Genomic DNA, 26,492 nt, shown 5'->3' with positions numbered 1-26,492 from the left:
GCCCTACGCGTGCGGGCCGACCGTGATCTTCCCGATCGCCAACTCGGCCCGCGCCTCCAGCACGTCGCCCACCCGTGCCACCCGCTCCCCCAACTCCCGCTCCTGCCGCGCGGTCAGCCGCGCCAACGGCTCCACCGTGACCGTCGTACGCCGCCCCTGGCGCCGCTGGTGCCAGACGCCCGCGACCACACCGTCCACCAGGAGCAGGGGGTAGTTGCCCGCCTGGCCGCGCGCGAGTGCCCGTTCGTACGCCGGGCCGGGGAACAGCCGCTCGCGGGGCTGCGCGGCGATGCCGTACGCGTCGAAGTAGGGCAGCAGCCGTACGCCCCGCAGCGTGCGGGCCGGGTCCTCGGGGAAGCCGGTGTCGCCCGCGGCCACCCAGGCCGGTTCGCCCTCGAAGTCGACCTCCTCGATCTCGTCGGCGGCGGCCAGTGAGGTGAAGAGCCGGTCGGACCAGGCGCCGGGCGCCGCAGCCCACTTGGCGAAGTGCCGCGGACGGGCCGGACCGTAGGCGCGCAGATAGTGCCGTACGAGAGCCGCCAGGCCCTCTTCCGCCGAGGGCAGGGGCGCGAAGTGCGGGGGCCGGGTGTACGTCGCCCTGCGGCCGCGGTCGGGGCCGAAGCACAGGGCGCCGGACTGGCCCGCGCGGTGCATCATCTGACGCCAGCGGGGCCACAGGTCCTGGAAGGCGGGCATGACGCGGTCCCCGGCCCACGGTCCGGTGCGGGCGACGACCTCCTCGTTCAGTTCGTCGAGGGTCAGCGTGGTCCCGTCGAGCGCGGCGCCGATGGCGGCGAGGACCTCCTCCGCCTGGCCGTCGGTGAGCCGTACGTCCGGGGCGAACTGGCTCCCGCCGAAGGGGATCGCGGGCAGCGCGGCCGTCCAGAAGGGCAGGTCGGCGGTGGGCAGCAGATGCACGGTGCCGCGCGGCCCGAACGTCTTCACCAGTGTCCGGTCCTCCCACAGCGCGGCCCGGACGTCCGCTCGCGTCGCCCCTTCGGTCCGCAGCCCGACCGACAGCTCGGCCGCCGACAGCACCTGCGCGTGGGCGCCCAGCATGGCGCCGGCCACCTCGGCGACCGCTGTGCCGCCCGGTGCGGGGGCCGCCAGGAACTGCCGTTCCGTCCGTCGCGCGCTCGCCTGCTCCCAGGTGACCTTCATGGTGTCGGCACCCCTCACGCTCGTCGCGGTCATGGGACGACGCTAGGCCGGAAAGAGGTCAGATCCTGACCTCTACGCCGGTTTCCACATCGTTATCGCCCACGGCTTGGCTTCCGCGACCCCGCTCACGTAGGTTCAGACCAAGGTAATTCGCGTGAGCAAAGCCGCGCGGCACGGTTTCGCGCGGTGGAGGGGACTGCGCGAAGCCGTGCGCCCCGACATCGGCGTCAAGCGCGCGTTCCCGGGCCGCTTCACCCACATGGGGGTGCCCCGGCGTTTCTCCCCGGTAGTCGCACAAGGATGCGCAAACCCCACAATCCCACCAGGATTCCTCCCGTTCCCCTTGGAATCCGTCGCGTTCCAGCCATGATCACCCCTCGATCACACCCTGAATGAACGCTTCCGCACCCACCGCCGCGCTGTCATCCGACTCCGCAGAGTAGTTGTGGCACGCCGATGCACGCAGCATCACTCACAAAGGGTTATGGTGGAAACCCCCCCTCGGGCCGGTCCGTCTCCCCCCCACGGACCGGCCCGTTTTTTCTGCGCGGATACGGCCACTCTTCCTGGAGGGCACCCCCGCTTCCCCAGGGCGCGGGGAACCGCGCGACAAGCCCCCCAGACCCGCGGCGATCCGCGAACCGTCGGACGCCGGGGCCCGTCCAACCCCGCACACCCCTTGGCGGAGTTGGCCTCCAACCCCGGTAGGCTCTGCCAACCAAGGGGACCGCCACCGCACCGGAGGGGCTGGAATTCACGTGAACCTGCGCGACAAACTGCGCGGCCTGCTGGTCAGGGTCTACGCACGCAGGGTCGAGGGCCACCTCGACCACGCCCAGGTGCCCCAGCACATCGGCGTCATCATGGACGGCAACCGGCGCTGGGCGAAGGCCGCGGGCTCCACGACCGCCCAGGGACACCGGGCCGGGGCGCACAAGATCGAGGAGTTCCTCGGCTGGTGCACCGAGACGGACGTGAAGGTCGTCACCCTCTGGCTGTTCTCCACGGACAACTTCGGCCGCCCGCAGGAAGAGCTGGTCCCCCTCTTCGGGATCATCGAGGACGTCGTCCGCACCCTCGCCGCCGACGGCCGCTGGCGGGTGCACCACGTGGGCACGCTGGACCAGTTGCCCGGGCAGCTGCAGACCGCGCTGAAGGAGTCCGAGGAGTCCACCGCGGACGTCGACGGAATACTGGTCAACGTCGCCATCGGGTACGGCGGCCGCCAGGAGATCGCCGACGCCGTACGGTCGATGGTCCAGGACGCGCACGAGCAGGGCACCTCGATGGAGGAGCTCGCCGAGAAGGTCTCCGTCGACCTGATCGGCAGCCACCTCTACACCGGCGACCAGCCCGACCCGGATCTGGTGATCCGTACCAGCGGCGAGCAGCGGCTGTCCGGATTCATGCTCTGGCAGACCGCCCACTCCGAGTACTACTTCTGCGACGTCTTCTGGCCGGCCTTCCGGAAGGTCGACTTCCTGCGCGCGCTGCGTGACTACGCCGCGCGACACCGCCGTTACGGAGGCTGAAATTCCGTAACCCGCGGGTGCTCCACCGGTAGCCCACCGGGACGAAAGTAACGAGGAGTTCACCGGGGCGCCGTCGTACCGCTTGGCATGGCGGCGCATGTTCGAGGGCATAACGCAGTCAGGTCGACGCCCGAACCACGGGTGTCGGATCTCAGCGGGCGGCTCGGGGCCGTCCGCCCGGGAGGCCCTTTGCACCAGCCCGATCGTGCGGTCACAGCACGGACGAAGCAGCGGAGGGCCGGTCACCGGCCCGTGCAACGGCGCCGACGACCGGCCCAGATCGTTCTCGTCGCTCCCCGACCTCATCCGAGGGGGTACGTCCTTCCGTGGTGACCAGCACAAAGCGCCGTATGCCAGACCGGCGCACCTACGTCCTCGACACCAGCGTCCTGCTGGCCGACCCGAATGCTTTGAGCCGCTTCGACGAGCACGAGGTCGTGCTTCCGATCGTCGTGGTCACGGAGCTGGAGGCGAAGAGGCACCATCCCGAACTCGGCTACTTCGCCCGGCAGGCCCTGCGTCTGCTCGACGAGTTCCGGGTCCGGCACGGCCGCCTCGACGCCCCCATTCCCATCGGGGAGCTCGGCGGGACCGTGAGGGTCGAGCTCAACCACTCGGATCCCAGCGTGCTGCCCAGCGGCTACCGCCTGGGGGACAACGACTCCCGGATCCTCGCGGTGGCCCGCAATCTGCAGGCCGAGGGCTTCGACGTCACCGTGGTGTCGAAGGACCTGCCCCTGAGGATCAAGGCGTCCTCCGTGGGCCTCCTCGCCGAGGAGTACCGCGCGGAGCTGGCCATCACGGACGCCTCCGGGTGGACCGGGATGTCCGAACTGACCCTGCCGGGCGAGCAGGTGGACATCCTCTTCGAGGAGGGGACCCTCTACGTCCCCGAGGCGAGCGACCTCCCCGTGCACACGGGTCTGACCATCCAGTCGGAGCGCGGCAAGGCGCTCGGCCGGGTGACGCCCGACGGCAACATCCGTCTCGTACGGGGCGACCGGGAGGCCTTCGGCATCAAGGGCCGCAGCGCGGAGCAGCGCATCGCGCTGGATCTGCTGCTCGACCCGGACGTGGGCATCCTGTCGATGGGCGGCCGGGCCGGCACCGGAAAGTCGGCGCTCGCGCTGTGCGCGGGACTGGAGGCCGTACTCGAACGCCGCCAGCACCAGAAGGTGATGGTCTTCCGGCCGCTGTACGCGGTCGGCGGGCAGGAGCTCGGCTATCTGCCCGGCTCCGAGTCCGAGAAGATGAGCCCCTGGGCGCAGGCGGTCTTCGACACGCTCTCCGCGGTCACCAGCCGCGAGGTCATCGAGGAGGTCACCGCCCGCGGGATGCTGGAGGTGCTGCCGCTCACGCACATCCGTGGCCGTTCCCTCCACGACGCGTTCGTGATCGTGGACGAGGCACAGTCGCTGGAGCGGAACGTCCTGCTGACCGTGCTGTCCCGGATCGGCGCGAACTCGCGTGTGGTCCTGACCCATGACGTGGCCCAGCGCGACAACCTGCGCGTCGGTCGCTACGACGGGGTCGTCGCCGTGGTCGAGAAGCTGAAGGGCCATCCGCTCTTCGCCCACGTCACGCTGACGAGGTCCGAACGGTCCCAGATCGCGGCCCTTGTGACCGAAATGCTGGAGGACGGGCAGATTTAGCCCCACTCCAGCCCCAATCCCTGGGCGCCGTCCGGCAAAAGGCTCCGAAGCCTAGCCGGGCGGCGCCTCGGCGCGTGCGGCTTTCCTTGAATCTCCTGCGTCAAACGAGGTGTGAGCTTTCACACGTGGCACTGAATTGCCTCGCGGTGTCGGGGTACGGCAGAGTCTCACTCCTGTCAGGCCCCGCATACGACACACCTGTACCCCCAGCGGTACGGAACAACATGAGCACCACGGTCAATTCCATAGCGTCGTCGTATGCCGCCCGAGCACCACGCGGCGCTCCCCTCGCGGGAGTTGCCCACCGGGCCCGTGCCTCCGTGACCCCGCAGTTGGGAGGCCAGCGCCAGGGGCACGATTGCGTCCGCCAGGGTCACCGAGGCGGGCGATGCTGGAAGGAAACCGTGTGAGCCGGATTTCGGTCCGGGGATTCGCAGTGGCCTCGGCCACCGCGGTCACCGCAGTTGGCAGTGTCGTCGGAGTCGCCTCGGGCAGCACCGCGCAGACGACCACTGACGACGCCGAGGCGGTCGCGAACGACACCACGTTGCTCGCTGACATACCTGTGGGCCAGCAGGCCCAGGTCCAGACCGCTTCCCTGACTGCACAGGCCGACGCCCAGGCCATCGCCGCCGACGCGAGCGCCCGCAAGGACGCCGAGGAGTCCGCCCGTAAGAAGGCGGCCCAGGACGCGATCGACAAGCAGAAGCAGGCGGAGAAGGCCGAGCAGGAGCGCAAGGCCAAGGAAGCGGCGGAGGCCGAGGCCAAGTCGAAGTCCGCTGCCGCCGGCTCGCTCGGTGACATCCCCGTCCAGAGCTCGTACACCGTCGCCGAGATCCAGGCGATGGCGAAGGCGGTCGTGGCCAGCGACCAGTGGACGTGCTTCAGCAACATCGTGAACCACGAGTCCACCTGGAACTACAAGGCCGTCAACCCCTCCTCGGGCGCCTACGGTCTCTTCCAGGCGCTGCCCGCCGGCAAGTACGAGTCCGCCGGCTCCGACTGGCGGACCAACCCGGCCACGCAGATCAAGTGGGGCCTCAACTACATGGAATCGCGCTACGGCAGCCCGTGCGAGGCCTGGGCGTTCTGGCAGGCCAACCACTGGTACTAGGTCATGGGACACCGAGTGCCCGGCATCCGGCCGCTCAACCCCGCGAAGCCCTCCACCGTCCTTTGGTGGGGGGCTTCGGCCATGTACGGTCGGAGCCCCGAGAGGAATCGCGGCCTCCGGGAGGAGTGGTGACCAGCAGGGGTGACGGGGGAAGAGGACGGATGATGTCGCGAGTTCCTGGGTGGCTCGGCCGGCTCGGCGCCGGACTGAGCGGGTGGAGCGAGCGGTTGGAGCGCCGCCGGGCGCAGATCGAGTCGGAGTCGGAGGGGGCCGAGGAGGGCACGGGCCTCGCCGGGGGCCGTCGCGAGGGCGGGAACGGCGGCGACGGCGGTGCTTCCAGGGGATCCGAAGGCGCGCGGGATTCCGGCGACTTCGAGCGGGCCACGCGGTCCGCGGGGGACGGGGACGGGAGTGGGGCCGAGACCGGTGCGAAGGGTCGTGCCGAAGGCGGTGTCGGCGGCGGTGCCGAGGGCACCGGAGTCGCCTCGGGTGGCTCTGCGGGCTCCGGCGGCGGCGCTCGGGGCCAGACGGCCGCCCCCGTTCTCTACGCCCGTCCCGACCCCGCGTCCGCGGTGCCCTGGGGTATGCGGGTCGCGGCCGAGGCCGGCTGGCGGCTGCTCGTTCTCGCGGGCACCGTCTGGGTGTTGATGCGGATCATCAGCTCCGTACAGCTGCTGGTGCTGTCGTTCACCACCGCGCTGCTCGTCACCGCGCTGCTCCAGCCCACGGTGGCGCGTCTGACCCGGCGCGGCGTGCCGCGCGGCCTCGCCACCGCCCTGACCGCCGTCCTCGGCTTCGTCATCATGGGGCTGATCGGCTGGTTCGTCACCTGGCAGGTCATGGAGAACATCGACGACCTCTCCGACCAGGTCCAGGACGGCATCGACGAGTTGCGGCGCTGGCTGCTCGCCAGCCCGTTCCACGTCACCGAGAACCAGATCAACGACATCGCACAGAACCTCCGCGAGGCGATCAGCGACAACACGGACACGATCACCTCGGCCGGTCTGGAGGGCGTGACCGTCATCGTGGAGGCGCTCACCGGCATCCTCCTGACGATGTTCTCCACGCTGTTCCTCCTGTACGACGGCAAGCGGATCTGGCAGTGGACGCTGAAGCTGGTGCCGGCGGCGGCCCGGCCGGGTGTCTCGGCGGCCGGGCCGCGGGCCTGGCGGACGCTGACGGCGTATGTGCGCGGCACGGTGATAGTGGCGTTGATCGACGCGATCTTCATCGGCCTGGGCATCTACTTCCTGGATGTGCCGATGGCCGTGCCGCTGGCCGTCTTCATCTTCCTGTTCGCCTTCATCCCGCTCGTGGGCGCGGTCGTCTCGGGCGCGCTGGCGGTGGTCGTGGCGCTGGTGACGCAAGGCGTCTTCACGGCGGTCATGACGCTGGTCGTGGTTCTCGCCGTGCAGCAGATCGAGGGACACATCCTCCAGCCGTTCATCCTCGGGCGGGCCGTACGCGTGCATCCCCTCGCTGTCGTCCTGTCGGTCACGGCGGGTGGCATGATCGCGGGGATCGGGGGCGCGGTGGTGGCGGTGCCGTTGGTCGCGGTCACGAACACGGTGGTGGGGTCGTTGCGGGCGTACGTGGAGGAGAGGGACCGGGCACGGCTGAAGGCGGGGACGGGCGAGCCCGGGCGCGCGGGCTAGTCGACCGGGCGCCCGTGGCGCGGGAGGACCACTCCGTTGACTGGTCTTGTTGGCTACTCGGTCTCTGTGGGCTGGAGGGTCTGATCCCGGAGGCGCCGGCGGAGGTCGGCCTCAGGCGAGGGCGGCGGCCAACAGGGTGAAGGCGCCGATGATGACGGCGACGCGGACGTAGTGCCAGCGCTCCCAGCGGTTCAGCTGCTCTTTCCAGTCCGCGGGCCGGTTGTCGGGGGTCCACGTCTTGCCCCGGTTGTTGATCGGGACGAGCAGCAGGAGCGACATGACCACGCTGAGGATCAGCAGCGCGGCGGCGCCCACGACGAGGCCGGTGCCTTGGTCATGCCATCCGGCGACGGCCCAGATCGCGACGAGGACGAGCGAGCCGATGTACCAGACCGGCATGACGGCGCCGAGCATCCGGCCCCCGTGGGACTTGCCGAGCTGGCCGGCGTCGCCGGGGAGTGCGTTGAGGATCGGGTTCATGACGAAGGCGACGGAGAACTCCACTCCCACCATCACACCGACGACCACGATGGTGAACACCTCAAGTGCGTTGAGCATGACGGCCTCTCTCATTATCTAGCGCTGCTAGCTGGCAAGGCAACGCTAGTACTGCTGCCGCTCGATTGTCTAGCGGTGCTAGGATCTGGTCATGTCGGTAAAGGAACGCAAGGAGCGTGAGCGGGCGGGCCGCGAGCGTCTCATCGTGGCGACGGCCCGCGAACTCGCCGAGCAGTCGGGCTGGGACGCCGTCACCACGCGCCGGCTCGCCGAGCGCATCGAGTACAGCCAACCCGTCCTCTACAGCCACTTCCGCGGCAAGCGCGAGATCATCGGCGCCGTCGCCCTCGAGGGCGCTGCCGAGCTGGCCGTCGCACTGCGGACCGCGACCTCCGCCGCGGACGGTCCGCGCGCCCGGGTCACCGCCCTCGCCCGCGGCTACCTCGACTTCGCCGAGCGCAATCCAGCGGTCTACGACGCCCTGTTCCAGCTCGACGGCGGCCTGGCGTACGCACAGGAGGACACCCCGGAACCTCTCAAGGACGCCTTCGCCGCCCTGCTGGAGTGCCTCTCCGAGGTCGGCGGGGACGGCGTCCACCCGGGGCTGTTCACCGAGGTGTTCTGGGCGTCCCTGCACGGGATCGCGACCCTGACCCGGGCGGGCCGGCTGCCGCCGGAGGACACCGAGCACAGGGTGGAACTGCTGGTGGACCGGCTCGCCGTGCTCTGACACACCATCCCGGCGGGCACGCGACCGCGGTCCTCGGGCCCCGTACCCCAGACGGGCACCCGCCCCGGAAGCTGCGCTGCTCATTGATCACGCCCCGGTACGCGCCCTGACGCCGCGTCATTCGCGACGCCGTAGGGAGGCCCGGTCGCACGGACATGGGTCCTCGGCGGGGAAATCGGTCGCCCGTGTCGGCGGAGCGGCCTAGCGTGCTCCGGGTACGCGGATGGGCGTTCGAGCGAGTCGAGTCGAGGAGCGAGGAGATCGGGCTTGGAGCCACTGGGGCTGGCCGCGCGGAACGACGACGAGGAGACGGTCAGGGCCCTTCTCGACGGCGGTGCCGATGTCAACGGGCGGTCGCCCGGCGGACTGACCGCGTTGATGCTGGCGGCGGGGGCGGGCGCCCACCACGCGGCGGACGCGCTGCGGGAGAACGGGGCGTACGTCGCCCTGCGGGACGAACGGGGCCGCAGCGCGCTGGACTTCGCGGAGGAGGGCGCCGAGCGGAACCCGGACGAGCCCGGGTATCTGATGATCGTCACGGACCTGGAGAAGTTCTTCGGCAAGCGGGCCGACTTCGCGACGACGATGGAGCGGGCGATCCGGTTCGGTGACCCCGACAGCGAGATCTGGTTCAGGATGGCCTGGACCCTGGACGGCTGGGCGGACGACGAGACCGTGGCCGGGGCCGAGGTGGCGCTGAACAGCCCCCGGGCGCCCGAGCGCTACTTCGCGGCGCAACTGATGGGCTTCTTCTGTCTGTACAACGCCTCGCTGCGCAATGGCGAGCACCGGACGCGGCAGGCGGCGGCGCTGCTGCGGGCGCGGGTGGGCGTGGAGGAGCATCCGGCCGTCCTCGGGCTCGTCGTCCGGGGCCTGTCGATGCAGTCCGGGTTCACCGAGAACGCCCGGGAGATCCTGCGGCATGTCGGCCATCCGCATCCCGAGGTGCGCGCGGCGGTCGCCTTCGCCGTCGAGGCGTCCACGGACCCGAAGGACCGCGAGGCCCTTGACGCCCTGCTCGCCCTGGCCCGCGACCCGTGCGCCGAGGTGCGCGGCCACGCCGTGGCGTCCCTGTCCTACCTCCTCGACCCCTCCGCTCCGGCCCCCGGCGTCCACACCGCCCTCCGACGCGCCCTGTACGACCCGGATCCGACCGTCGTCCATGACGCGGCCTGCGCGCTGGGGCTGCTCGACACCGGGCGGGCGCTGCCGTTCCGCGCGGAGCAGATCCTCGTACGGCGCTTCCTCGACGAGTCGCGTGAGGGCCGGTACTACGCGCGTGCGTACCGGGTCATCGAGCGGTGGTCCCAGGAGCACTTCTGGGACGTGCGGGATTCGTTGCCGGAGTGAGGTGGCGTTCAGCTCTGTTCGCTGTCGGTCCCCGCGTCCGTGGTGGTGCGGGGGAAGGAGACCTCGACCCGGCGGTTCTTCTTGCGGCCTTCCTCGGAGGAGTTGTCGGCGATGGGGTAGTCCTCGCTGTAGCCGCGTACCTCGAAGGTGACGTTGCCGCCGAGGTCGGCGGCGAGGAGGTCGTGGACGGCCTCGGCGCGCGCCTTGGAGAGGGTCAGGCCGTGGGAGTACGAGCCGAGGTTGTCCGTGAAGCCGAAGACGCGGACCGTGCCCGCGCTCTGCTTCTTGATCTCCTCCGCGATGGTCTGGATGCGGGAGCGGGCCTGGGGGTTGAGCTTCGAGCTGTCCTTCGGGAAGAGGACCTCCGCCTGGAGGGCGAACGTCACGTTCTCGTTCGTGTCCTCGCGGCGTTCCTCGCCGCCGAGGTCCTCCACGACCGACTTGATGTCCAGGACCTTGGCGGGGGCGAGCGTGGCGCCCTGCGCGAGCTTCAGGCCCGGGCTGTTGGCGTCCACGTCCGGGGGTGGGGAGGTGGTGACCGTGCCCGGGGGTTCGCTCGGGTCGTCGGCGGCGTGCGCGGGGGTGGCGAGGGTGAGGGCGGCCAGGACGGCCACGGTCACGGCCAGCGCCGCCGTGCCCGTCGTCGCGGCGGCCCGGGGGGTGCGGGCGGTCATCGTCACGTCACTCGTCCTCGGAGAGTTCGATCGTGGCGGGGGGCATGGAGCCGACCTGGAAGTCCACGGAGGTGGTGCCTTCGGGTGGGGCGGGGAACTGGGCGAACCAGTCCGTGGTCGCGCCGGTCCCGACGCCACCAGTGAACCTCGTGCACAGACAACGCCCTTCCGTGTCACGGAGGACGAGGTACTTCTTCTTACCTGTCTGGTCGACCAGATTGGCGCCCGCGATCGAGCCGCCGTTCTTGGCCAGTTCGTTTTCGTCGCCTCGCCACTCCGCGCCGACCCATGGCTTGCCGGTGCCATTGGTAACCGTGCCCTCGACCGTGACGAAGCCGCCACCGTCGCGGGCTGCCGACGTGACCTTGAGGGTCAGACCACCGGCCTTGACCTCGGCCAAGACTGACTCCGTGGCGGGAGCTTCGGACTCCTGCTTGTCGTCATCGCCGTTGCCCTTGGACGGCGTCGACAAGGACTCCGTGTTCGACGACTTGTCGTCGTCCCCTCCCCCGCCGCAGCCGGCCACCGTGAGGAGCAGCCCGGTCGCGATCGCCACCGCGGTCACTGCCCTGCGGCCCTTCATGGTGTGCCGAAGGTTCATCGGTACGGCTTCCTCTCACTCGGCCAGATACACAGAGAACATCACGGATGCGTCGGGCAGGTCGTCCGGATCGAAATTTCCGGGGTCGATGTTCACGGGCACGCCGTCACAGTCCAAGGCGACGGACTGTGCGGGGTTGGGGTTCGGAGGGAGGTCGCAGCGCGGCTGTATGACGGCGACCGCCTGGGCCTGGGCCGTCATGTTCTCGGTGCCGGGGATAATCGAATCGCCCACCGTGTAGTCCGTCACGACGTCGACCCGGAACCCCGGGTCACCGTTCACTTCGGTGGGCGCCGCGCCGCCTTCGAGGGTCGCGTTGTTCTGGGCGGCCAGTTCCGCGGCCGCGTCGGTGGCACCTTCGGCGGGGAGCCCTACGCCGGTCAGGTCCAGCCAGTCCAGCCAGCCCGGGTCGCCCGCCTCGATGACGTCCACGAGATCCAGCAGCAGTTCGTCCCGGGCCTCCTGCGCAGCGGCCAACGCCGCGGCGTCCGCCGCGGACTGGGCTCCGTTGCGGGCGGACGCCGCCTGAGCGAATGCGAAGAGGGCCAACGCCGTGAAGAGCAGAATCGTCGTCAGCCAAATGTAGATGGGGAGGGTGGATCCTCGGTCGTCGAACGGTCGTGGGCCCGTCAGCCGCCGATGACGTTGCTCACCGCAGCCAGGATCGCGCCCGAGATCAGCCCGTCCAGCCCCAGGCCGTCGATCATCACGAAGATCCCGGCGACGATGATCATGATGCCTGCGTACTCCACGAACCCCGCGCCTGAGTCCCGCCCCCTCCCCCTCATCCGGGAGACGACGGTCCTCCTCCACGCCCCGAAACGGTGCTTCACCTTCATGGCGGTTGCCTTCCCGCGCGATGCCGACGCCAACCGGATCACCGTACGTGAGATGGCACGTACGGGGGGTGGGTCCGGGGACCCAATTTCGGTTTGCGGGTGGGGTCATCGGGGCCACCCCCGGTGGGCCGTGCCCAGCCAGTGGGCTATGGCTTCGCTGCGCGTCGAGGTGTGCAGTTTCGCGAAGATGCGGTTGATGTGGTTCTTGACGGTCTTCTCGCTGATGAAACAGGTGGCGGCGATCTGGCGGTTGTTCATGCCGGACGCGATGAGGTCCATCACCTCCACCTCCCTTGAACTCAGGCCGAAGGACGGTCGGTTGGAATGATTGAGGATGCGGCGGTGAAGAGCCGACGCATGGGCGGGGCGAGCCTTTGACGACTGTGCCACAACTGGTTGCAGCTGCGAAGTAAGGTCGTGACTTTCGTGTGAAGGTTTGTAGGAAACGCCGAGCGAACTTGAGACAGTCGCGGAGATGGTCGGGCGGCCGTCCCTCATGTTCCGTACGGCCGTGATCAGTTCGGGGGCCGTGAACTCGCCGTGGACCAGGTAACCGGCCGCGCCCCGGCGCAGGGCCTCGGTCACCACCTCGGGTTCCGTGCTGTACGTCAGCATCATCACTGGGCAGAGCGAGGCCAGTTCGGGGAGTGCGGTGAGGCCGTCCGTGCCGGGCATGCGGACGTCGAGGAGGGCGACGTCCGGGCGGCACCTGCGCGCTTCGACCACCGCCTCTTCGCCGTTCGTGGCCTGGGCCACCACCGCTAGGTCGGGGTGCGTGCCCAGCAGGGCGGTGAGGCCGGCGCGGACCACCGGGTTGTCGTCCGCGACCAGGACGCGGAGGGGTGGGCCGGGGCGTGCCTGGGGCTGGTCAGGCATGTGCGGCCTCCTGTCGGGGGGCTTCGGGGGTGGCGGTGGGGGGTGTGCGGAGGGGCAGAGTCAGGGTCAGGGTGACTGTCGTGCCCTGGGCGGGTGAGGGGGGTGGGCCCACGTGCAGGGTCGCGCCTGTTCGGGCCGCTCGTTCCCACATGCCCAGGAGGCCGAAGTGGCCGGATCTCGCCGCTTCGTCGAGGGTGCGGGTGGGTGGGAGGCCTACGCCGTCGTCCCTGACCGTGAGGCGGAGGAGGGTCGGGGTGATCTTCAGGGACACCTCCGCCGTGGTCGCCCGTGCGTGGCGGTGGGTGTTCTCCAGGGCCTCCGCGGCGATCGCGAGGAGGTGGTGGGTCGTTTCGGGTGGGAGGGGCGGGGGCGGCTCGCCCGTGCGGACGAGGCGGGTGGGGATCGAGGTGCGGGACTCGAAGGCCCTTGTGCGGGTGGCCAGTTCGGTGACGAGGTCCGGGGGCGGGGTGGTCGTCGTCAGGGCCGTGTGGTGGCGTAGGTCCGTGAGGAGGTCGCGGGATTCGGCGGCGGCTCGGCGGGCGGCGGAGGCGACGAGGGTGGCCTGTTGTCTCAGATGGGCCGGGTCGGGGGCGTGGCGGTCCGCCGAGGTCGCAAGGGCGTCGGCGGCGAGGGCCAGGCCGTGGAGTGTCTTGGCGACCGAGTCGTGGAGTTCGCGGGCCAGGCGGGCGCGTTCCGACTCCACGGCCTCCGCGACGGCCAGGCGGGACGTGACTTCGGAGAGCGCCTGGGTGGCCGTGCCGAAGCGGAACATCAGGTTGCGGAGGGTTACGCCGATGATGCCGGCGGCGACGCAGAAGCCGGCGATGAGGAGGGCGTTGGCACCTGCGCCGGGGCGGTGTTCCCAGGCGCGGTGGACCGTGAGGAGGACGCCCAGTTGCAGGCCGGTGAGGACGCCGGCGCCGCGCCAGCCGTAGAGGAGGCCGGAGAGAAGGGGGGTGCAGACCGTGGCGTAGGCGAGGGGGGAGGCGGGGGAGGCGGTGAGGAGGAGGACCGCGCCGAAGAGGAGGTCCAGGGCCATGAGGGTGGGGTGAGCGAGCAGGCGGGGGGCGAAGCGGTCCCAGTCCCTGAGCATGGCGTACGAGATCGTGATGCCGAGGACGGCGGCGATGAGTACGGCGTGGGTCGGGGGGCCGTCCGTGGTGTTGGCCATGGCGAAGGGGGTGCCGATGGTGAGGGTGACCAGGCGGACGGCGAAGGTCTGGCGGGCGAGGGCCTGGAGGGCGTTGAGCTGGAGGCGGAGGGTGGCGGGGGGTGTGGCGTCGTCGGCGAGGTACCCGGTGGTGGGCCCTCCGCCGGGGGCGGGCGGGGGTGGGGTGCGTGTGCCCTCGCCGGGGCCGGGAGGGGGTGGGGTGCGTGTGCCCTCGCCGGGGCCGGGCGGGGGTGGGTTCCGCTGCTCGGCGGTTACGAGGCGCCGCCTGCGCCCACCCTCCCCCAGTCTCGGCTTCGCTCGACCGGGGGGACCCCCATCGCCCCAGCGGCACGATTGCCCGCAGGAGGGTAGGAGGGGGAGCCGCAGGCGGGCCCGCCAGGAGCTCCGTACAGGGCTTTGGATGCCTTCAGGGCTTCGAGTGCCTTCAAGGCCGTAGGTGTCTTCAAGGCTGTGGGTGCCTTCAGGGCTTTGGGCGTTCATCAGCGGCCCAGGATGTCGCCGAAGTTGGTGCCCGAGCCCAGGAACATGCCCGTGGCGATGAGGATCATCGTGGCCGGAAGCATGAAGACCAGGGTGACCAGGGTGGCCTTGGGGATGGTGCGGGCGGCTCGGCGGCGGGCGTTCTGCGCGTCGGTGCGGCGCATGTCCGCGGCCAGTTGGATCAGGGTCTCCGCGATCGGGGAGCCCAGTTCCTCGCCCTGCTGGAGCGCCGAGACGAACTGGGCGACCTGCTCGGAGGAGTTGCGTTTGCGGAGTTCGTCGAAGGCCTGGCGGCGGCTGACGCCCATGTCCATCTGGCGGAGGGTGATGCGCAGTTCGTCGGCCCAGGGCCCCTCGTATTTCTCGGCGACCCGGTCCAGGGCCTGGCGGAAGCCCAGGCCCGCCGAGACCACGACCGCCAGCACGTCCAGGAAGTCCGGCAGCGTGCGGTCGATGACGTCCTTGCGTTCGCGGATGGCCTGCCAGATCGCGGCGTCGGCGGCGAGGAAACCGAAAGCGAAGGTGAAGGCGGCGAAGAGTGGCCGGCCGCTGGTGAGGAAGACCAGGCCCATGAAGGCGCCGAAGAAGCCGTAGACGGCTCGGCGGGCCGCGTAGCGGTTGAGGGTGAGGCCACCGGGGTTGCCCGCCATGTCGATGCGGCGGCGTTTGGCCTCGACCCGGCGGGGGCCCATGAGGCGCAGGACGAGGGGCGCGAAGCGTATGCCCAGGCGGTCGACGGCCGAGCCGGTCTTGGAGACCCGGGTGGCGCCCACCTCCAGGGCTAGGGCCAGGTCGCTGGGGAGTTTCGCGTCGGCGCGGATCATGCGGATGCCCAGGAGGACGCCCGCGACGGAGATGGCCGTCAGGAGGGCGAGGAGGAGGGGCAGCATCGTCGTCGTCATGTCGGGCACGGCCTCCTTCTCATACTTCGATCTTGCCGAGGCGGCGGATGACGAAGAAGCCGACCGTGTAGAGGCCGATCGAGATCAGGACCAGGACCTGACCGAGGGGGGAGCCGGTCACCCGGGCCAGAGCGCCGTCGTTGGAGGAGTTGATCAGGAGGAGGGAGCCCAGGCCCAGGAGGGGGACGGTGAAGGCCGTCGCGTTGACCTCGGAGAGCATCGTGCGGACCTCGCGCCGGGTCTCCTTCCTGTCCTCCAGGGTCTGGGTGAGGTTGCGGAGCGAACTGACCACCGACCCGCCCGCTTTGTTGGACAGGACCAGGGTGGTGACGAGGACGATCAGTTCGCGGGAGGGCAGGCGTTCGGCGAGTTCGCCCAGAGCGTCGTCGATCGAGCGGCCGAGCGCCAGTTGGTCCGCGACCCGGGCGAGTTCCTCGCCCGCCGGGGCCTCCAGTTCCTCCGCCGCCATCGCCAGGGCCGTACGGAGGGCGAGGCCGGCCGCCGTGGCGTTGGCGAGGAGGCGGGCCACGTCGGGGAGTTGGTTGATGAAGGCCTCGATGCGTTTCTGGCGCTGCCAGTTGAGGAAGATCGCGGCCGCCCACACGCCCACCGCGCCGGCGATCGGGCCGAAGAACGGGGCGAGGGTGGCGGCGGCGATCAGCCACAGGGCGACGACGACCATGGCGACGTACGTGGCGAACTCGCCCGCCGTCAGGTCGAGTCCCGTCGTGGTCAGCCGCAGGTGGATCGCGCGGCCGAGGCGGGTGCGGCGCAGGCGCCGGTCGACGGCCGTGAAGCGGCGTACGCGGCCGGCGGCGGTGCGCAGGGGGCCGCCCGGGGCTCCCGCGAGGCGGTCGACCAGAGCCTGGCGCTGGGCGCGGCCGGAGGCGTAGGCGTGGGCGCCCGCGACGGCGAGGGCGCCGCAGAGGACGGTGGCGCCGAGGGCCAGCAGGGTGGTGTTGTCCAGGTCCAGCGGTGCCTCCTGGGCCAGGGGTGCCTGGGCCAGCGTTGCCAGGTGTGCCTGGGCTGTCGCCATGTGCGGTCCTACCTCCTCGGGGCTCTCGGGGCTATCCGATGGCCTGGCGGGTGTTCAGTGGGTCGATGGCCTCGGCCACGCCGTACGCGGGTGGCAGCGGCTCGTTGGCCACGTACAGCTTCTCCGCGACGGGGCGGGGTATCGGCAAGTGCTCGAAGCGGCCGTGGACGACGCGGTCGGCGCCGAGCGGGTCCGGGGCGAAACGGGAGACCGTGGCGATGCGGAACTGTTCGCGGCCGTGCGAGACGAGCAGGGCGATCTCGGTGATCTTGCGGGAGCCGTCGGCGAAGCGGGTGAGCTGGACGACCACGTCCACCGCCGAGTTGATCTGGTCCTTGAGGGCCTCGAAGGGGATGAGGACCTCGGACATCGAGCCGAGGGTCTGGAGCCTCATGAGGGCGTCCTCGGCGGAGTTGGCGTGGACCGTGGCGAGGGAGCCGTCGTGGCCGGTCGACATGGCCTGGAGCATGTCGAGGGTCTCGCCGCCGCGGACCTCACCGACGATGATGCGGTCGGGGCGCATCCGGAGGGAGTTGCGGACCAGGTCGCGGATGGTGACCTGGCCTTTGCCCTCGATGTTGGGGGGCCTCGATTCGAGGCGGATGACGTGTTCCTGCTGGAGCTGGAGTTCGGCGGAGTCCTCGATGGTGATGATGCGCTCGCGGGGCGGGATCAGGCCGGAGAGGGCGTTGAGGAGGGTGGTCTTTCCGGTGCCGGTACCGCCGCTGACGATCACGTTGAAGCGGGCGCGGACGAAGGCGGCGAGGAGCATCAGCATCTGCTCGTCGAGGGAGCCGAGGCCGATGAGTTCCGGGAGCGTGTACGCGCGGGGGAAGCGGCGGATCGTGAGGGTCGGGCCCGTGAGGGCGAGCGGGGGAATGATCACGTTGACGCGCTCGCCTGTGGGGAGGCGGGCGTCGACCATGGGGTTCGACTCGTCGACGCGGCGGTTGACCGTGGAGACGATGCGTTCGATGGTCTGCATGAGCTGGTCGGTGGAGGCGAAGCGGAGGGGGAGCTGTTCTACGCGGCCGCCTCGTTCCACGAAGATCGAGTCCGGGCCGTTGACCATGATCTCGGTGACCGACGCGTCGGCGAGGAGGGGTTCGAGGACGCCCAGGCCGAGGGCCTCGTCGACGACCCTGCGGATGAGCTGGGAGCGTTCGGCGGAGGAGAGGACCGGGCCCTCTCGGCTGATGATGTGGCCCAGTACGCGTTCCAGGCGGGCCCTGCGGTCGGCTGCCGTCAGGGCCGACATCTCGGCCAGGTCGATCTCTTCGAGGAGCTTGGCGCGGTAGACGGCCACGAGGTGTCCGTCCTCGCGTCCGGTTCCCCCTTCGTCGGGGGCGGCGATACGGGATCGCAGGCTCATCTTCTCGTCAACTCCTCTCGGGGGTGGGCTTGGGGGCTGGGGCTGGGGCTGGGGGCTGGGGGCTGAGGGCTGAGGGCTGAGGGCTGAGGGCTGAGGCTGGGGGCAGGGCTGAGGGCGGGGGCGGGGGTCGGTCAGTCGGGGTCGAGGTCGTTGGGCATGGTGGCGGTGCGTTCCACGGTGACCGGGTCGAAGAGGGGGATCACGGAGGGGACGGTGACCGTGACCGTGAAGGTGGTGGTGTCGGTGCCGGCTCCGTCCAGTGCCGGGTTCGGGTCCAGCCAGGCGCTCGCGGCGGCGACGCCCGCCGCGCTGCCCGTGCCGGCCTCCAGCGACTCGGCCCGCGCCGCCGCCCTCGCCGCCGATCCCGCCTGGCTGATGCCGTAGCCGACCAGGCCCAGTTGGATCGCCGCCATGCCTACGAGGAGGAGGATCGGGAGGAAGCCGGCGAACTCCAGGATGGAGCTGCCTCGGTCGTTCCAGGTGTGGCGGCGGGGTGGCTTTCGCGTCGGTGGGTGGTTCGCCCGGGGGCGGTGGGTGGGTCGGGGGCGCGCCGGGGGGTGTCCGTCCTCGGAACGGCGCGGAATCGGTCGGCTGGGAAGTGAGACGTGTTGACGCGCCAACCGCTGCGGGCGGACACCCCCCGACACGCCCCCTTCTCGCCGTACGCGGCCGACCCGGCGTGGGGGGCGTGCCGCCGCATTGCCTGCCGTTCCGCCTCCTGTGGGTACGTGGCCCACCCGGCGTGCGGGGGCTGCCGCCGCATTGGCTTCCGCCCCGCCTCCCGTGGGTACGCGGCCCACCCGACGCGCGGGCCGTGCCGCCGCATTGGCTTCCGCCCCACCTCCCGTGAGTGCTCGGCCAACCCAACGTGCCGGCCGTGCCGCCGCATTGGCTTCCGCCCCACCTCCCGTGAGTGCTCGGCCAACCCAACGTGCCGGCCGTGCCGCCGCATCGGCCTCCGCCCCACCTCCCGTGAGTGCTCGGCCAACCCAACGTGCCGGCCGTGCCGCCGCATCGGCCTCTGCCTCACCTCCCGTCGGTGCGCGGCCCACCCGACGTGCCGGGCGTGGTGTGGTGTTGGCGTTGGCCTCGTCGTTGTTCGGAGGTGTGGGGGGTTTTCGTTGGGCGTCCTTGTCGGTCAGGGTCATTGAGGGTCCCCCTCCAGTGCCGCGCCCGCCTCGCCGTTGACTGTCCAGCCGGCGTCGAAGCCCGGGAAGAAGAGGGGGACGGTGGCCTGGACCTCGGCTCGCATGACGGGGCCCACGGGGGCGCAGTCGATGGAGGTGTCGTCCCAGGCGGCCGGAAGGTTCTGGGTGCCGGCGGCCTCGCAGGCGCCGGCGATGTCGCCGTCGACCGCGTACGCGGCGGTGGCCGCGCGGGCCGCCTCGTCGGCCGCGTTGCCGGCGAGGGAGTAGGTGTAGCCGTAGAGGGCGGCCTGCCAGAGGATCGCCATGGTGATCAGGATCAGGGGGAAGATTCCGGCGAATTCGAGGGTCACGGAACCTCGGTCGCCGCCCTTGCGGCGGAGGACCAGGGCACCGCGGTCGGTCGGCGACCTGCGGCGACGGCCGCCCCCGCCGTGCTCGGGTGCCGCGACCAGTTCCAGTTCCGCGGCCAGCGCCCACAGTGCCTGCTTGACGGCCGAGCGGGCGTCGAGGTCCTGGAGGCGGCCCGCGTCGACGACGGACTGGAGTTCCTTGAAGGCGGCGGGAACGGCGGCGCGGGCCACCTTCGTGCCGGTGACCTTCTCGACCAACGACGGCTGGATCTCCGTACCGCGCGAGTGGCGGTTGACGACCGTCAGCGTCTCCTCCGCCTTGCGGATCTGGAGACGGTCCCAGAGGCGGACCATGCGTTTGGCGGCGCGGATCGCCACCACGTCCGGGGTCACCAACAGCAGCGCCTGGTCGGCCATTTCCACCGCCGCCGCCGTCGCCGCGTTCATCTGGGAGCCGCAGTCGACCACCACCACGTCGTGGCGGGAGCGGAGCGCGGCCAGCACCTGGCGGGCCACGCGGTCCGTCACCTCCTCGCCGCGTTCGCCCTCGGCGGGGGCGAGGAGGAGGGCGATCCCCGTGTCGTGGGCGTACACCGCCTCCTGGAGGACCCGGGGGTTGATGTCCGCGATGCCGGCCAGGTCGGCGACCGAGCGGCGGAACTGCACGTCCAGGTACGAGGCCACGTCCCCCGACTGCAGGTCGAGGTCGAGGAGTGCCACCGTACGGCCGGACGCGCGGGCCCCGAGGGCGAGTTGGACGGCGGTGACCGTGGCGCCCACGCCGCCCTTGGCCCCGCTGACCGTGACGACGGTGCCGCCGGGGCCCGCGTACAGCTCCGGCGTATGGCTGCCGAGGTGGCGGCGCATGCCGGCCGACCAGGCGGCGGCGGCCTGGACGCGTTCGGCGACGGCATCGTAGGAGAGGGGGAGGTTGACGATGCCCCGGGCGCCGGAGTCCATGGCGGCGGTGAGGACGCCAGTGCTGGTGTCGGAGGTGATGAGGACGACGCCGACCGCGGGGAAGCGCAGGACGAGGTCGCGGACCAGGTCCAGGACCGGGACGGGACCGATCCGTTCGTGGACGAGCACCACCTCGGGCAGTTCGTCCAGCGACTCGGCGGCCAGCCGCGCGAGGGTGTCGAGGAGGGCGGTGGAGTCGGAGACGTGCGGCGCCGGTTCGGCGTCGGTCAGCTGGCCGAGCAGGGTGGTGAGGGCACGGGCCGAGTCGACGTCCCCGACGGCGGGGAGGATGCGGATGGTCATCGGCGGATTCCCGTTCCGGTCGTGGAAGTGTGGGGCTCGGCCGTCTCACACCCACAAGGCTCACACCGCCGAGGCTCACACCGCCTGGGCTCACGCGGCTCCACCGCCTCCGGCGGCGCACCCACTCGTAGCGGCTTTCGACGCACCCCCGTTCGTGGCACCCCTGTTCGAGACACTCTCGTACGGACGTTCCGGACCGACCTCATCGCGCGGCCTCCTACTTGTCCTCGTCGAGGGTGTACGAACGGTCGTCCGGTACGACGACCGTGGCCTCCCCGCCCCCGACGAGGGCGAGACGGACGTGCTCGGCGAACGACTCGGCGAACGCGACGCGCTGGGCGTCGGCGGTGTCGAGCGCGAAGGTGATCGGGACGGCCTCGGTCGCCGTGCGCCGGCGGTCGCTGCTGGACTGGCCGGGTTCGAGGGCGGTCAGCTTGCCGACGTCGATGACCCGGGCGTCGCTCACGAGCAGCTTGGACGTGTCCTTGCCGGAGTCGCTGTCCTTCTCCTCGAAGGTGGCGTAGATGTTGACCCGCGACCCCGGGTTGATCTTCCCCGCCACACCGGTCGAGGCGTCGATCAGGATCGCGATCTCCTGCTGCCCGGTTTCGAGTTCGGGCCGGTCCACGATCATGTCGGACTGGAGCAGCGAGCCCTTCTGCAGCTGGGTGACGGCGATCTTCCCGCGGATCTCCGCGAGATCGGTGACGGCCGTGGCGGACAGCCACCGCTCCGGCATCGAGATCTTCTCGAACTGGCCCGCCGACAGCTCCTTGTAGGGCGCGATGTCGCTCTTCAGCCGGTACGCCGTCACCTCGGGCCCGACCTTCGCGTTCACGTCGCGGATCACCGAGAGCACCCCGGCGAAGGCGGCCAGGGCGCACAGGGCCGAGAGGACCAGCAGGACGACGCCGCGGCGCTGGCGTGAGTTCACTACATCTCACCTCGTGGGGACGTGCCGGGCACTTGAGCGGACCTGCTTCCGCCTCGGGGGCTGTGGAGTTGTCGTACGGCTGTCATGTGGCCCCCCGTGGCAGCGCGCGGACGGGGTCAGGTTCCGGTTCGCGTAACGGGGCCGCGCAGAACCCGCAGCGGTCACCGATGAGTTCGAGACCGCACCAGTGGCAGGTCTCGCGGCGCACGGAGGACACGAGCTGGTAGAGCACGGAGACGTCGGAGAGGCCGGCGGCGAACTCGACGAGCTTGCCGGTCCCCCACCAGCGCGTGGACCCCGCCGGCAGCGGCACCGGCAGGGCGCCCTGCACCTGCCAGGCCGGCGCGAGCGTCGCGGTGACCCAGTCGGACGGCGGCTGCGGACCCTGCGCCACATGCAGCCGGGTGCCGAACTCGGGCCCGGTGAGGGGCTCCTGGTCGGCGGTGTGGAGCCGGACGAGCTGGGGCCGCGGATTGGCCAGTACGGCGAACTGGGCGCCCGGCATCCATGACTTGGCGTGCGACTTCAGCGTGACCGGCACGCGGTCGAGCTTGGCTACGGATCCGAGGAGGGCGCCGGCGTAGATGTAGTGGGCGAGCAGGCGTACGGAGGAGGCGAGCACGCCCGGGCTGAAGTCGCACACGGACAGCTGGCGCAACTGCTGGGCGAGCAGGGCGAGTCCGAGCGGGGGCAGATCGACGCCGAGCAGGGCGATGCGGTCGCTCTCCAGCACGGAGCGGACGGTGTGCAGCCGTCGGGCGGCGGCGGACTCGTCGGAGGCCGAGTGGAGGGCGATGACATAGCCGTGCTGCTCGATGAGCGCGTGCATGCCGAGCAGGGAGGCTTCGAGCGTCTCCTGCGGCTGGACGACCGCGGGCGGGGTCTGCCGGTCGTGCGGTGGGAGCACCAGGTCGGAACTGGTGACGGCTATCGCGGTCGGCACGCTGCACACCACCCCGTTCACTTCGGCGGGGTGGTCGACCGCCGCCTCAGATGGCCCCTGTGAGGGTCGGCGTCGCCTTCGACGCCTCTCCTGCATCTCTCCTGCATCGTCTTGCATCAGCACCATATCCACGGCATGCCCCGATCAACACCGAATCTCCTTGATCGACTCACGGAAGGTGCGGGCCGTATCCACACAGAGTGAGACGCATATGCCTCAACTCGGCAGGCGAACAAGGCTGTTGGGACACCCGGACGGGTGAGCGGGTCTCGTGCGGGAGTATTGACAACTCGATTGGTCTGGACCAGCGTGCCAGGCATGTCCAAACACAGAAATGGCATACCCATACATAGAGGCACACCCCTACACAAGAGAGCGCAAGGACGCATACGGGTACGGGTGCGTGTACAAGCAGGGGCCCGGCTCTGGTCGGGGGCCGTCGTCACCGCCCTCGCCCTCATCCTGTCCCTCGTCGGCGCCGGGCAGGCGTCCGCCGCGGACATCAACAACGCCAGGAACGCCGGATTCGAGTCGGGGCTCAGCGACTGGAACTGTGCGGCGGGCAGCGGCGGCACGGTCGCCTCACCGGTGCACGGCGGAGCGGCCGCACTGCGGGCGACCCCGGCCGGGCAGGACAACGCCCGATGCACCCAGGCCGTGGCGGTCAGGCCCAACTCGACGTACACGCTCAGCGCCTGGGTGCGGGGCGGGTACGCGTACCTGGGGGTGACCGGCACCGGCACGACGGACGTGTCGACGTGGACGCCGGACTCGGCGGCCTGGAAGCAGTTGTCGACGACCTTCACCACGGGTTCCTCGACGACCTCGGTGACGGTGTACACGCACGGCTGGTACGGACAGACGGCGTACTACGCGGACGACATCTCCGTCTTCGGTCCCGACGGCGGCGGTGGCGGCGACCAGCCGCCCACGACCCCGGCCGCGCCCACCGGCGTGACGGTGTCGGGCTCGACGTCCTCCTCGGTGTCGCTCGCCTGGAACCCGGTGCCGGGCGCCACGGGTTACCGCGTGTACCGGGGCGGCGCGTCGGTCCAGTCGGTCACCGGCACCTCGGCGACGGTGACGGGGCTCGCCGCCGCCACCTCGTACACCTTCCAGATCACGGCGACGAACGCGGCGGGCGAGTCGGCGAGATCGGCGACCGTGACGGGCACGACCACGACGACCCCCGGCGGCGGCACCGGGATACCCCGGCACGCCGTGACCGGCTACTGGCAGAACTTCGACAACGGGGCCACCGTCCAGAGGCTCTCCGACGTCCCGTCCGCGTACGACATCATCGCCGTCGCCTTCGCCGACGCCACCGCCACACCGGGGGCGGTGACCTTCACCCTCGACTCGGCGGGCCTCGGCGGCTACACGGTCGACCAGTTCAAGGCGGACATCAGGGCGAAGCAGGCGGCAGGCAAGAAGGTCATCGTGTCGGTGGGCGGTGAGCGCGGCACGGTGTCGGTGAACGACGCGGTCTCCGCGACGAACTTCGCGGACTCCGTGTACTCCCTGATGCGGACGTACGGCTTCGACGGCGTCGACATCGACCTGGAGAACGGCCTCGACGCCACCCACATGACACAGGCGCTGCGGTCCCTGTCGTCGAAGGCGGGCCCCTCGCTCGTCCTCACGATGGCCCCGCAGACCATCGACATGCAGTCCACGTCCCACGCGTACTTCCGGACGGCGTTGAACGTGAAGGACATCCTGACCGTCGTCAACATGCAGTACTACAACAGCGGTTCCATGCTGGGCTGCGACGGCAAGGTCTACAGCCAGGGGTCGGTGGACTTCCTCACCGCCCTCGCCTGCATCCAACTGGAGGGCGGCCTCGCCCCGTCCCAGGTGGGGCTCGGTCTGCCGGCCTCGACGCGAGGCGCGGGCAGCGGGTACGTCTCCCCGACGGTGGTGAACTCCGCCCTCGACTGCCTGACCCGAGGCACCCGCTGCGGCTCCTTCAAGCCGCCGCGGACCTATCCCGACCTGCGGGGCGCGATGACCTGGTCGACCAACTGGGACGCCACGGCGGGCAACGCCTGGTCGAACGCGGTGGGGCCGCACGTCCACGGGTTGCCGTAGGCGGCGGGACGGTGCCTGCGCCCGGCCGGGGGCACGCCGGGCTGTGGCGCAGGTCACCGGAACCTCCTGCACCTCGCGGAGAGACATGGGTGTGAGGTGTAAGAGGTGCATACGACATGAGTGACCCTGTGCGGGCGGAGGCCCCGGCGCGGGCGGAGGCGTCGGTCCGGGCGGAGGCGTCGGTCCGGGCGGAGCTGTCGGCGCGGGCGCGGATACGGGCCGGTGACCGGGAAACCTTCGCTGAGGCCTACGACGCGTACGCGCGCACCGTCTACAACCATGCCTATCGGCTGACCGGCGACTGGTCGACGGCCGAGGAGGTGATGGCGGACACCTTTCTCGACGCCTGGCGCACCCGGGAGCAACTGGAGTCCGACGGCGGCACGTTGAAGCCATGGCTGCTGGGCATCGCGACCAACAAGGCCCGCAACGCCAACCGGGGCCTCGGCCGCCGCCTGGCCTTCCTGGCCCGCCGCCCGGCCCCGGGGCCGGTGCCCGACTTCGCCGACGAGACCGCCGGGCGCCTCGACGACGCGCGCCGGCTGGCCGCCGTACGACAGGTGTACGGCCGACTGCGGCGCGGGGAGCGGGAGGTGCTGGCGCTGTGCGTGTGGGCCGGCCTGGACTACGGGCAGGCGGCCGAGGCGCTGGGCGTCCCGGTGGGGACCATACGGTCGCGGCTGTCGCGGGCCAGGGCACGGCTCCGCCGGCTCACGGACGAGCACCTGAGCGAACAACAGGCAGAAACCCGCACGAACAGCAGGGAACCGGGGCGTCGTCGCGGAGAGGTAGAGGGCGAGGCCGTGTTCGCGGCCCTTCCGCTCAAGGAGATTCAGGAGGGATCCCGATGAACGAGGAGCTGGCCCGACTGCTGCCGCCCCCGCCCGAACGGGACGTCCCGCCCGGTCCCCTCGCCCACCACAAGGACCGTTTGATGCAGCTCATCGACGACGACCGGACGCCCTCGCCCGCCGCCGCCCCGGCCCGGCAGCCGCGCCTCCGCCCGCTTCGCCCGGCGATCTGGATGCCCACCGCCGCCCTCGCGCTGGCCGGGGCGCTGACCGTCGGCCTCGTCACGACCATGGATTCCGGCTACGGGCTGGAACAGTCCGGCGGCGAGACGGCCGTCGTCCTCCTCGACCGTATCGCCGATGTCGCCGCGCGGACGGAGGTCGCGCCCGTGCGCGACGACCAACTGGTCTATGTGAAGAGCCTGACGGCCGGGGCCGAGGCCGTGGAGGACGGCCCGTTCGTCCCCGGAGAACTGCACCAGCGGGAGGTGTGGGTGTCGCAGGAGCCCGGCCCGGTGAAGCAGTTGGCCCTGCATTACGAGGAAGGCGGCTACGCCCCGGTCAGGGAGCTGCTGCCGCCGGGTTCACCGGGTACCCCGGCGGGCATCGACCGCCCGACGTACCAGTGGCTGGCCGCCCTGCCCACCGATCCCGGCCGACTCCTCGACGAGCTCTACCGCCTGACCAGGACGGTGGACGGCGAGGAGAAGGCCCAGGCCGTCTTCGCCAAGATCGGCGAACTGCTGGGGGAGACGGTCATGCCGCCGAAGACCGCCGCCGCGCTGTACGAGGCCGCCGCGAGGATCCCCGGAGTGACCCTGATCGAGAACGCGGTGGACCCCGCGGGGCGGAACGGCGTCGGCATCCGCCGGGTCGACGAGCGGGTGGCGTGGGCCACCGAGTGGATCTTCGACCGGGACAGCCTCATGTACCTGGGTGAGCGCAGCTACCTCACGGCGGACGGGGAGATGGGAAAGAAGGGCACGGTCATGAGCGAGACCGCCGTCCTGCAGCGGGCCGTCGTGGACGAGTACCGGGAGCGGCCGGGGTCGTAGGTCAGGCAGACCGGCTTCGTGAACCGCCGGGGGCGACTTCGCCACCACGTGGGGCGGCATCGCCGCCGCCGGGGCCGACTCGCGTCGCCGGGGCCGGCTTCGTGGACCGCCGGGGGCGACTTCCCACCACGTGGGGCGACTTCGCCACCGCCGGGGCCGGCTTCGTGAACCGCCGAGGGCGACTTCCCACCACGTGGGGCGACTTCGCCACCGCCGGGGCCGGCTTCGTGAACCGCCGAGGGCGACTTCCCACCACGTGGGGCGACTTCGC

At 70.9% G+C, this 26,492-nt stretch carries 24 protein-coding genes; 9 read left to right on the top strand and 15 right to left on the bottom strand.

What is annotated here, in order from left to right; all coding sequences use genetic code 11:
• Window positions 1-3: 3 nt before the first annotated feature.
• Window positions 4-1,194 carry a winged helix DNA-binding domain-containing protein gene (locus ACWD26_RS35690; RefSeq protein ID WP_451276422.1) on the bottom strand — a complete coding sequence of 397 codons (1,191 nt, stop codon included), beginning with the start codon at window positions 1,192-1,194 and terminating at the stop codon, window positions 4-6.
• Between the two features lie 725 nt (window positions 1,195-1,919).
• On the opposite strand from ACWD26_RS35690, the gene ACWD26_RS35685 reads away from it, so the two are divergent.
• From ACWD26_RS35685 to ACWD26_RS35670, 4 genes are all read left to right on the top strand, one after another.
• Window positions 1,920-2,693 (top strand): isoprenyl transferase, encoded by a 774-nt coding sequence (locus ACWD26_RS35685; RefSeq protein ID WP_451276420.1) that lies wholly within the window; start codon window positions 1,920-1,922, stop codon window positions 2,691-2,693.
• A 326-nt stretch (window positions 2,694-3,019) separates the two neighbouring features.
• Entirely contained in the window at window positions 3,020-4,345 is a 1,326-nt protein-coding gene (locus tag ACWD26_RS35680) for a PhoH family protein (RefSeq protein WP_451276418.1), read from the top strand.
• A 406-nt stretch (window positions 4,346-4,751) separates the two neighbouring features.
• On the top strand, window positions 4,752-5,459 hold the full coding sequence (locus ACWD26_RS35675; protein WP_451276416.1) for an aggregation-promoting factor C-terminal-like domain-containing protein: 708 nt from the start codon (window positions 4,752-4,754) through the stop codon (window positions 5,457-5,459).
• 164 nt (window positions 5,460-5,623) lie between these two features.
• Window positions 5,624-7,117 (top strand): AI-2E family transporter, encoded by a 1,494-nt coding sequence (locus ACWD26_RS35670; protein ID WP_451276414.1) that lies wholly within the window; start codon window positions 5,624-5,626, stop codon window positions 7,115-7,117.
• 111 nt (window positions 7,118-7,228) lie between these two features.
• Here ACWD26_RS35670 and ACWD26_RS35665 read toward each other — a convergent pair whose 3' ends face one another.
• Window positions 7,229-7,675 (bottom strand): anthrone oxygenase family protein, encoded by a 447-nt coding sequence (locus ACWD26_RS35665; protein ID WP_451276412.1) that lies wholly within the window; start codon window positions 7,673-7,675, stop codon window positions 7,229-7,231.
• A gap of 91 nt (window positions 7,676-7,766) precedes the next feature.
• Here ACWD26_RS35665 and ACWD26_RS35660 point away from each other — a divergent pair, with 91 nt between their 5' ends.
• Entirely contained in the window at window positions 7,767-8,345 is a 579-nt protein-coding gene (locus tag ACWD26_RS35660) for a TetR/AcrR family transcriptional regulator (protein ID WP_451276410.1), read from the top strand.
• 267 nt (window positions 8,346-8,612) lie between these two features.
• Window positions 8,613-9,695, top strand: coding sequence for a HEAT repeat domain-containing protein (locus tag ACWD26_RS35655; protein WP_451276408.1), 1,083 nt, complete (start codon window positions 8,613-8,615; stop codon window positions 9,693-9,695).
• 8 nt (window positions 9,696-9,703) lie between these two features.
• Here the strand turns inward: ACWD26_RS35655 and ACWD26_RS35650 are convergent, their stop codons facing one another.
• The 13 genes from ACWD26_RS35650 to ACWD26_RS35590 form a co-directional block, all read right to left on the bottom strand.
• The gene (locus tag ACWD26_RS35650; RefSeq protein WP_451276406.1) at window positions 9,704-10,375 is read right to left on the bottom strand and encodes an OmpA family protein; all 672 of its coding nucleotides are present in this window, start codon (window positions 10,373-10,375) and stop codon (window positions 9,704-9,706) included.
• Between the two features lies 1 nt (window position 10,376).
• Entirely contained in the window at window positions 10,377-10,970 is a 594-nt protein-coding gene (locus ACWD26_RS35645) for a hypothetical protein (RefSeq protein ID WP_451276404.1), read from the bottom strand.
• Window positions 10,971-10,985: 15 nt separating this feature from the next.
• On the bottom strand, window positions 10,986-11,603 hold the full coding sequence (locus ACWD26_RS35640) for a pilus assembly protein TadG-related protein (protein ID WP_451276537.1): 618 nt from the start codon (window positions 11,601-11,603) through the stop codon (window positions 10,986-10,988).
• Window positions 11,600-11,809 (bottom strand): hypothetical protein, encoded by a 210-nt coding sequence (locus ACWD26_RS35635; RefSeq protein ID WP_451276535.1) that lies wholly within the window; start codon window positions 11,807-11,809, stop codon window positions 11,600-11,602. The genes ACWD26_RS35640 and ACWD26_RS35635 overlap by 4 nt, the downstream gene beginning before the upstream one ends.
• Before the next feature lie 105 nt (window positions 11,810-11,914).
• Window positions 11,915-12,685 carry a response regulator gene (locus ACWD26_RS35630; RefSeq protein ID WP_451276402.1) on the bottom strand — a complete coding sequence of 257 codons (771 nt, stop codon included), beginning with the start codon at window positions 12,683-12,685 and terminating at the stop codon, window positions 11,915-11,917.
• Window positions 12,678-13,856, bottom strand: a complete 1,179-nt coding sequence (locus tag ACWD26_RS35625) for a sensor histidine kinase (protein ID WP_451276400.1) — start codon at window positions 13,854-13,856, stop codon at window positions 12,678-12,680. The genes ACWD26_RS35630 and ACWD26_RS35625 overlap by 8 nt, the downstream gene beginning before the upstream one ends.
• Window positions 13,857-14,335: 479 nt before the next feature.
• Window positions 14,336-15,238: a DUF5936 domain-containing protein gene (locus tag ACWD26_RS35620; protein WP_451276398.1), complete on the bottom strand. Its 903-nt coding sequence runs from the start codon at window positions 15,236-15,238 to the stop codon at window positions 14,336-14,338.
• Window positions 15,239-15,257: 19 nt separating this feature from the next.
• Entirely contained in the window at window positions 15,258-16,274 is a 1,017-nt protein-coding gene (locus ACWD26_RS35615) for a type II secretion system F family protein (protein WP_451276396.1), read from the bottom strand.
• Between the two features lie 31 nt (window positions 16,275-16,305).
• Window positions 16,306-17,646, bottom strand: coding sequence for a CpaF family protein (locus ACWD26_RS35610; RefSeq protein WP_451276394.1), 1,341 nt, complete (start codon window positions 17,644-17,646; stop codon window positions 16,306-16,308).
• 131 nt (window positions 17,647-17,777) lie between these two features.
• A complete protein-coding gene (locus ACWD26_RS35605; RefSeq protein WP_451276533.1) occupies window positions 17,778-18,101 on the bottom strand; it encodes a TadE/TadG family type IV pilus assembly protein in 324 nt (107 codons plus the stop codon).
• A gap of 689 nt (window positions 18,102-18,790) precedes the next feature.
• The gene (locus tag ACWD26_RS35600; protein WP_451276392.1) at window positions 18,791-20,407 is read right to left on the bottom strand and encodes an AAA family ATPase; all 1,617 of its coding nucleotides are present in this window, start codon (window positions 20,405-20,407) and stop codon (window positions 18,791-18,793) included.
• A gap of 217 nt (window positions 20,408-20,624) precedes the next feature.
• On the bottom strand, window positions 20,625-21,341 hold the full coding sequence (gene cpaB / locus ACWD26_RS35595) for a Flp pilus assembly protein CpaB (protein WP_451276390.1): 717 nt from the start codon (window positions 21,339-21,341) through the stop codon (window positions 20,625-20,627).
• An 82-nt stretch (window positions 21,342-21,423) separates the two neighbouring features.
• Window positions 21,424-22,296 carry a hypothetical protein gene (locus ACWD26_RS35590; RefSeq protein WP_451276531.1) on the bottom strand — a complete coding sequence of 291 codons (873 nt, stop codon included), beginning with the start codon at window positions 22,294-22,296 and terminating at the stop codon, window positions 21,424-21,426.
• 306 nt (window positions 22,297-22,602) lie between these two features.
• Here ACWD26_RS35590 and ACWD26_RS35585 point away from each other — a divergent pair, with 306 nt between their 5' ends.
• From ACWD26_RS35585 to ACWD26_RS35575, 3 genes are all read left to right on the top strand, one after another.
• Window positions 22,603-24,375, top strand: a complete 1,773-nt coding sequence (locus ACWD26_RS35585) for a chitinase (protein ID WP_451276388.1) — start codon at window positions 22,603-22,605, stop codon at window positions 24,373-24,375.
• Window positions 24,376-24,491: 116 nt separating this feature from the next.
• Complete coding sequence (locus ACWD26_RS35580; RefSeq protein WP_451276386.1) at window positions 24,492-25,226, top strand: RNA polymerase sigma factor; 735 nt, start codon at window positions 24,492-24,494, stop codon at window positions 25,224-25,226.
• Window positions 25,223-26,221: a CU044_5270 family protein gene (locus ACWD26_RS35575; RefSeq protein ID WP_451276384.1), complete on the top strand. Its 999-nt coding sequence runs from the start codon at window positions 25,223-25,225 to the stop codon at window positions 26,219-26,221. The genes ACWD26_RS35580 and ACWD26_RS35575 overlap by 4 nt, the downstream gene beginning before the upstream one ends.
• The last annotated feature ends 271 nt before the right edge of the window (window positions 26,222-26,492 follow it).

The sequence above is a fragment of the Streptomyces sp. NPDC002787 genome (assembly GCF_053592095.1).
Note: the sequence above shows the minus strand (reverse complement) of the source record. Positions and strands in the feature narration are given on the sequence as shown.

Bases quoted from the DNA above. Each gene is read 5' to 3' on its own strand.
- ACWD26_RS35690 (WP_451276422.1), bottom strand. From the start codon at position 1,194: ATGACCGCGACGAGCGTGAGGGGTGCCGACACCATGAAGGTCACCTGG.
- ACWD26_RS35670 (WP_451276414.1), top strand. From the start codon at position 5,624: ATGTCGCGAGTTCCTGGGTGGCTCGGCCGGCTCGGCGCCGGACTGAGC.
- ACWD26_RS35665 (WP_451276412.1), bottom strand. From the start codon at position 7,675: ATGCTCAACGCACTTGAGGTGTTCACCATCGTGGTCGTCGGTGTGATG.
- ACWD26_RS35660 (WP_451276410.1), top strand. From the start codon at position 7,767: ATGTCGGTAAAGGAACGCAAGGAGCGTGAGCGGGCGGGCCGCGAGCGT.
- ACWD26_RS35645 (WP_451276404.1), bottom strand. From the start codon at position 10,970: ATGAACCTTCGGCACACCATGAAGGGCCGCAGGGCAGTGACCGCGGTG.
- ACWD26_RS35635 (WP_451276535.1), bottom strand. From the start codon at position 11,809: ATGAAGGTGAAGCACCGTTTCGGGGCGTGGAGGAGGACCGTCGTCTCC.
- ACWD26_RS35630 (WP_451276402.1), bottom strand. From the start codon at position 12,685: ATGCCTGACCAGCCCCAGGCACGCCCCGGCCCACCCCTCCGCGTCCTG.
- ACWD26_RS35625 (WP_451276400.1), bottom strand. From the start codon at position 13,856: ATGGCCAACACCACGGACGGCCCCCCGACCCACGCCGTACTCATCGCC.
- ACWD26_RS35620 (WP_451276398.1), bottom strand. From the start codon at position 15,238: ATGACGACGACGATGCTGCCCCTCCTCCTCGCCCTCCTGACGGCCATC.
- ACWD26_RS35615 (WP_451276396.1), bottom strand. From the start codon at position 16,274: ATGGCGACAGCCCAGGCACACCTGGCAACGCTGGCCCAGGCACCCCTG.
- ACWD26_RS35610 (WP_451276394.1), bottom strand. From the start codon at position 17,646: ATGAGCCTGCGATCCCGTATCGCCGCCCCCGACGAAGGGGGAACCGGA.
- ACWD26_RS35600 (WP_451276392.1), bottom strand. From the start codon at position 20,407: ATGACCATCCGCATCCTCCCCGCCGTCGGGGACGTCGACTCGGCCCGT.
- ACWD26_RS35585 (WP_451276388.1), top strand. From the start codon at position 22,603: ATGTCCAAACACAGAAATGGCATACCCATACATAGAGGCACACCCCTA.
- ACWD26_RS35580 (WP_451276386.1), top strand. From the start codon at position 24,492: ATGAGTGACCCTGTGCGGGCGGAGGCCCCGGCGCGGGCGGAGGCGTCG.
- ACWD26_RS35575 (WP_451276384.1), top strand. From the start codon at position 25,223: ATGAACGAGGAGCTGGCCCGACTGCTGCCGCCCCCGCCCGAACGGGAC.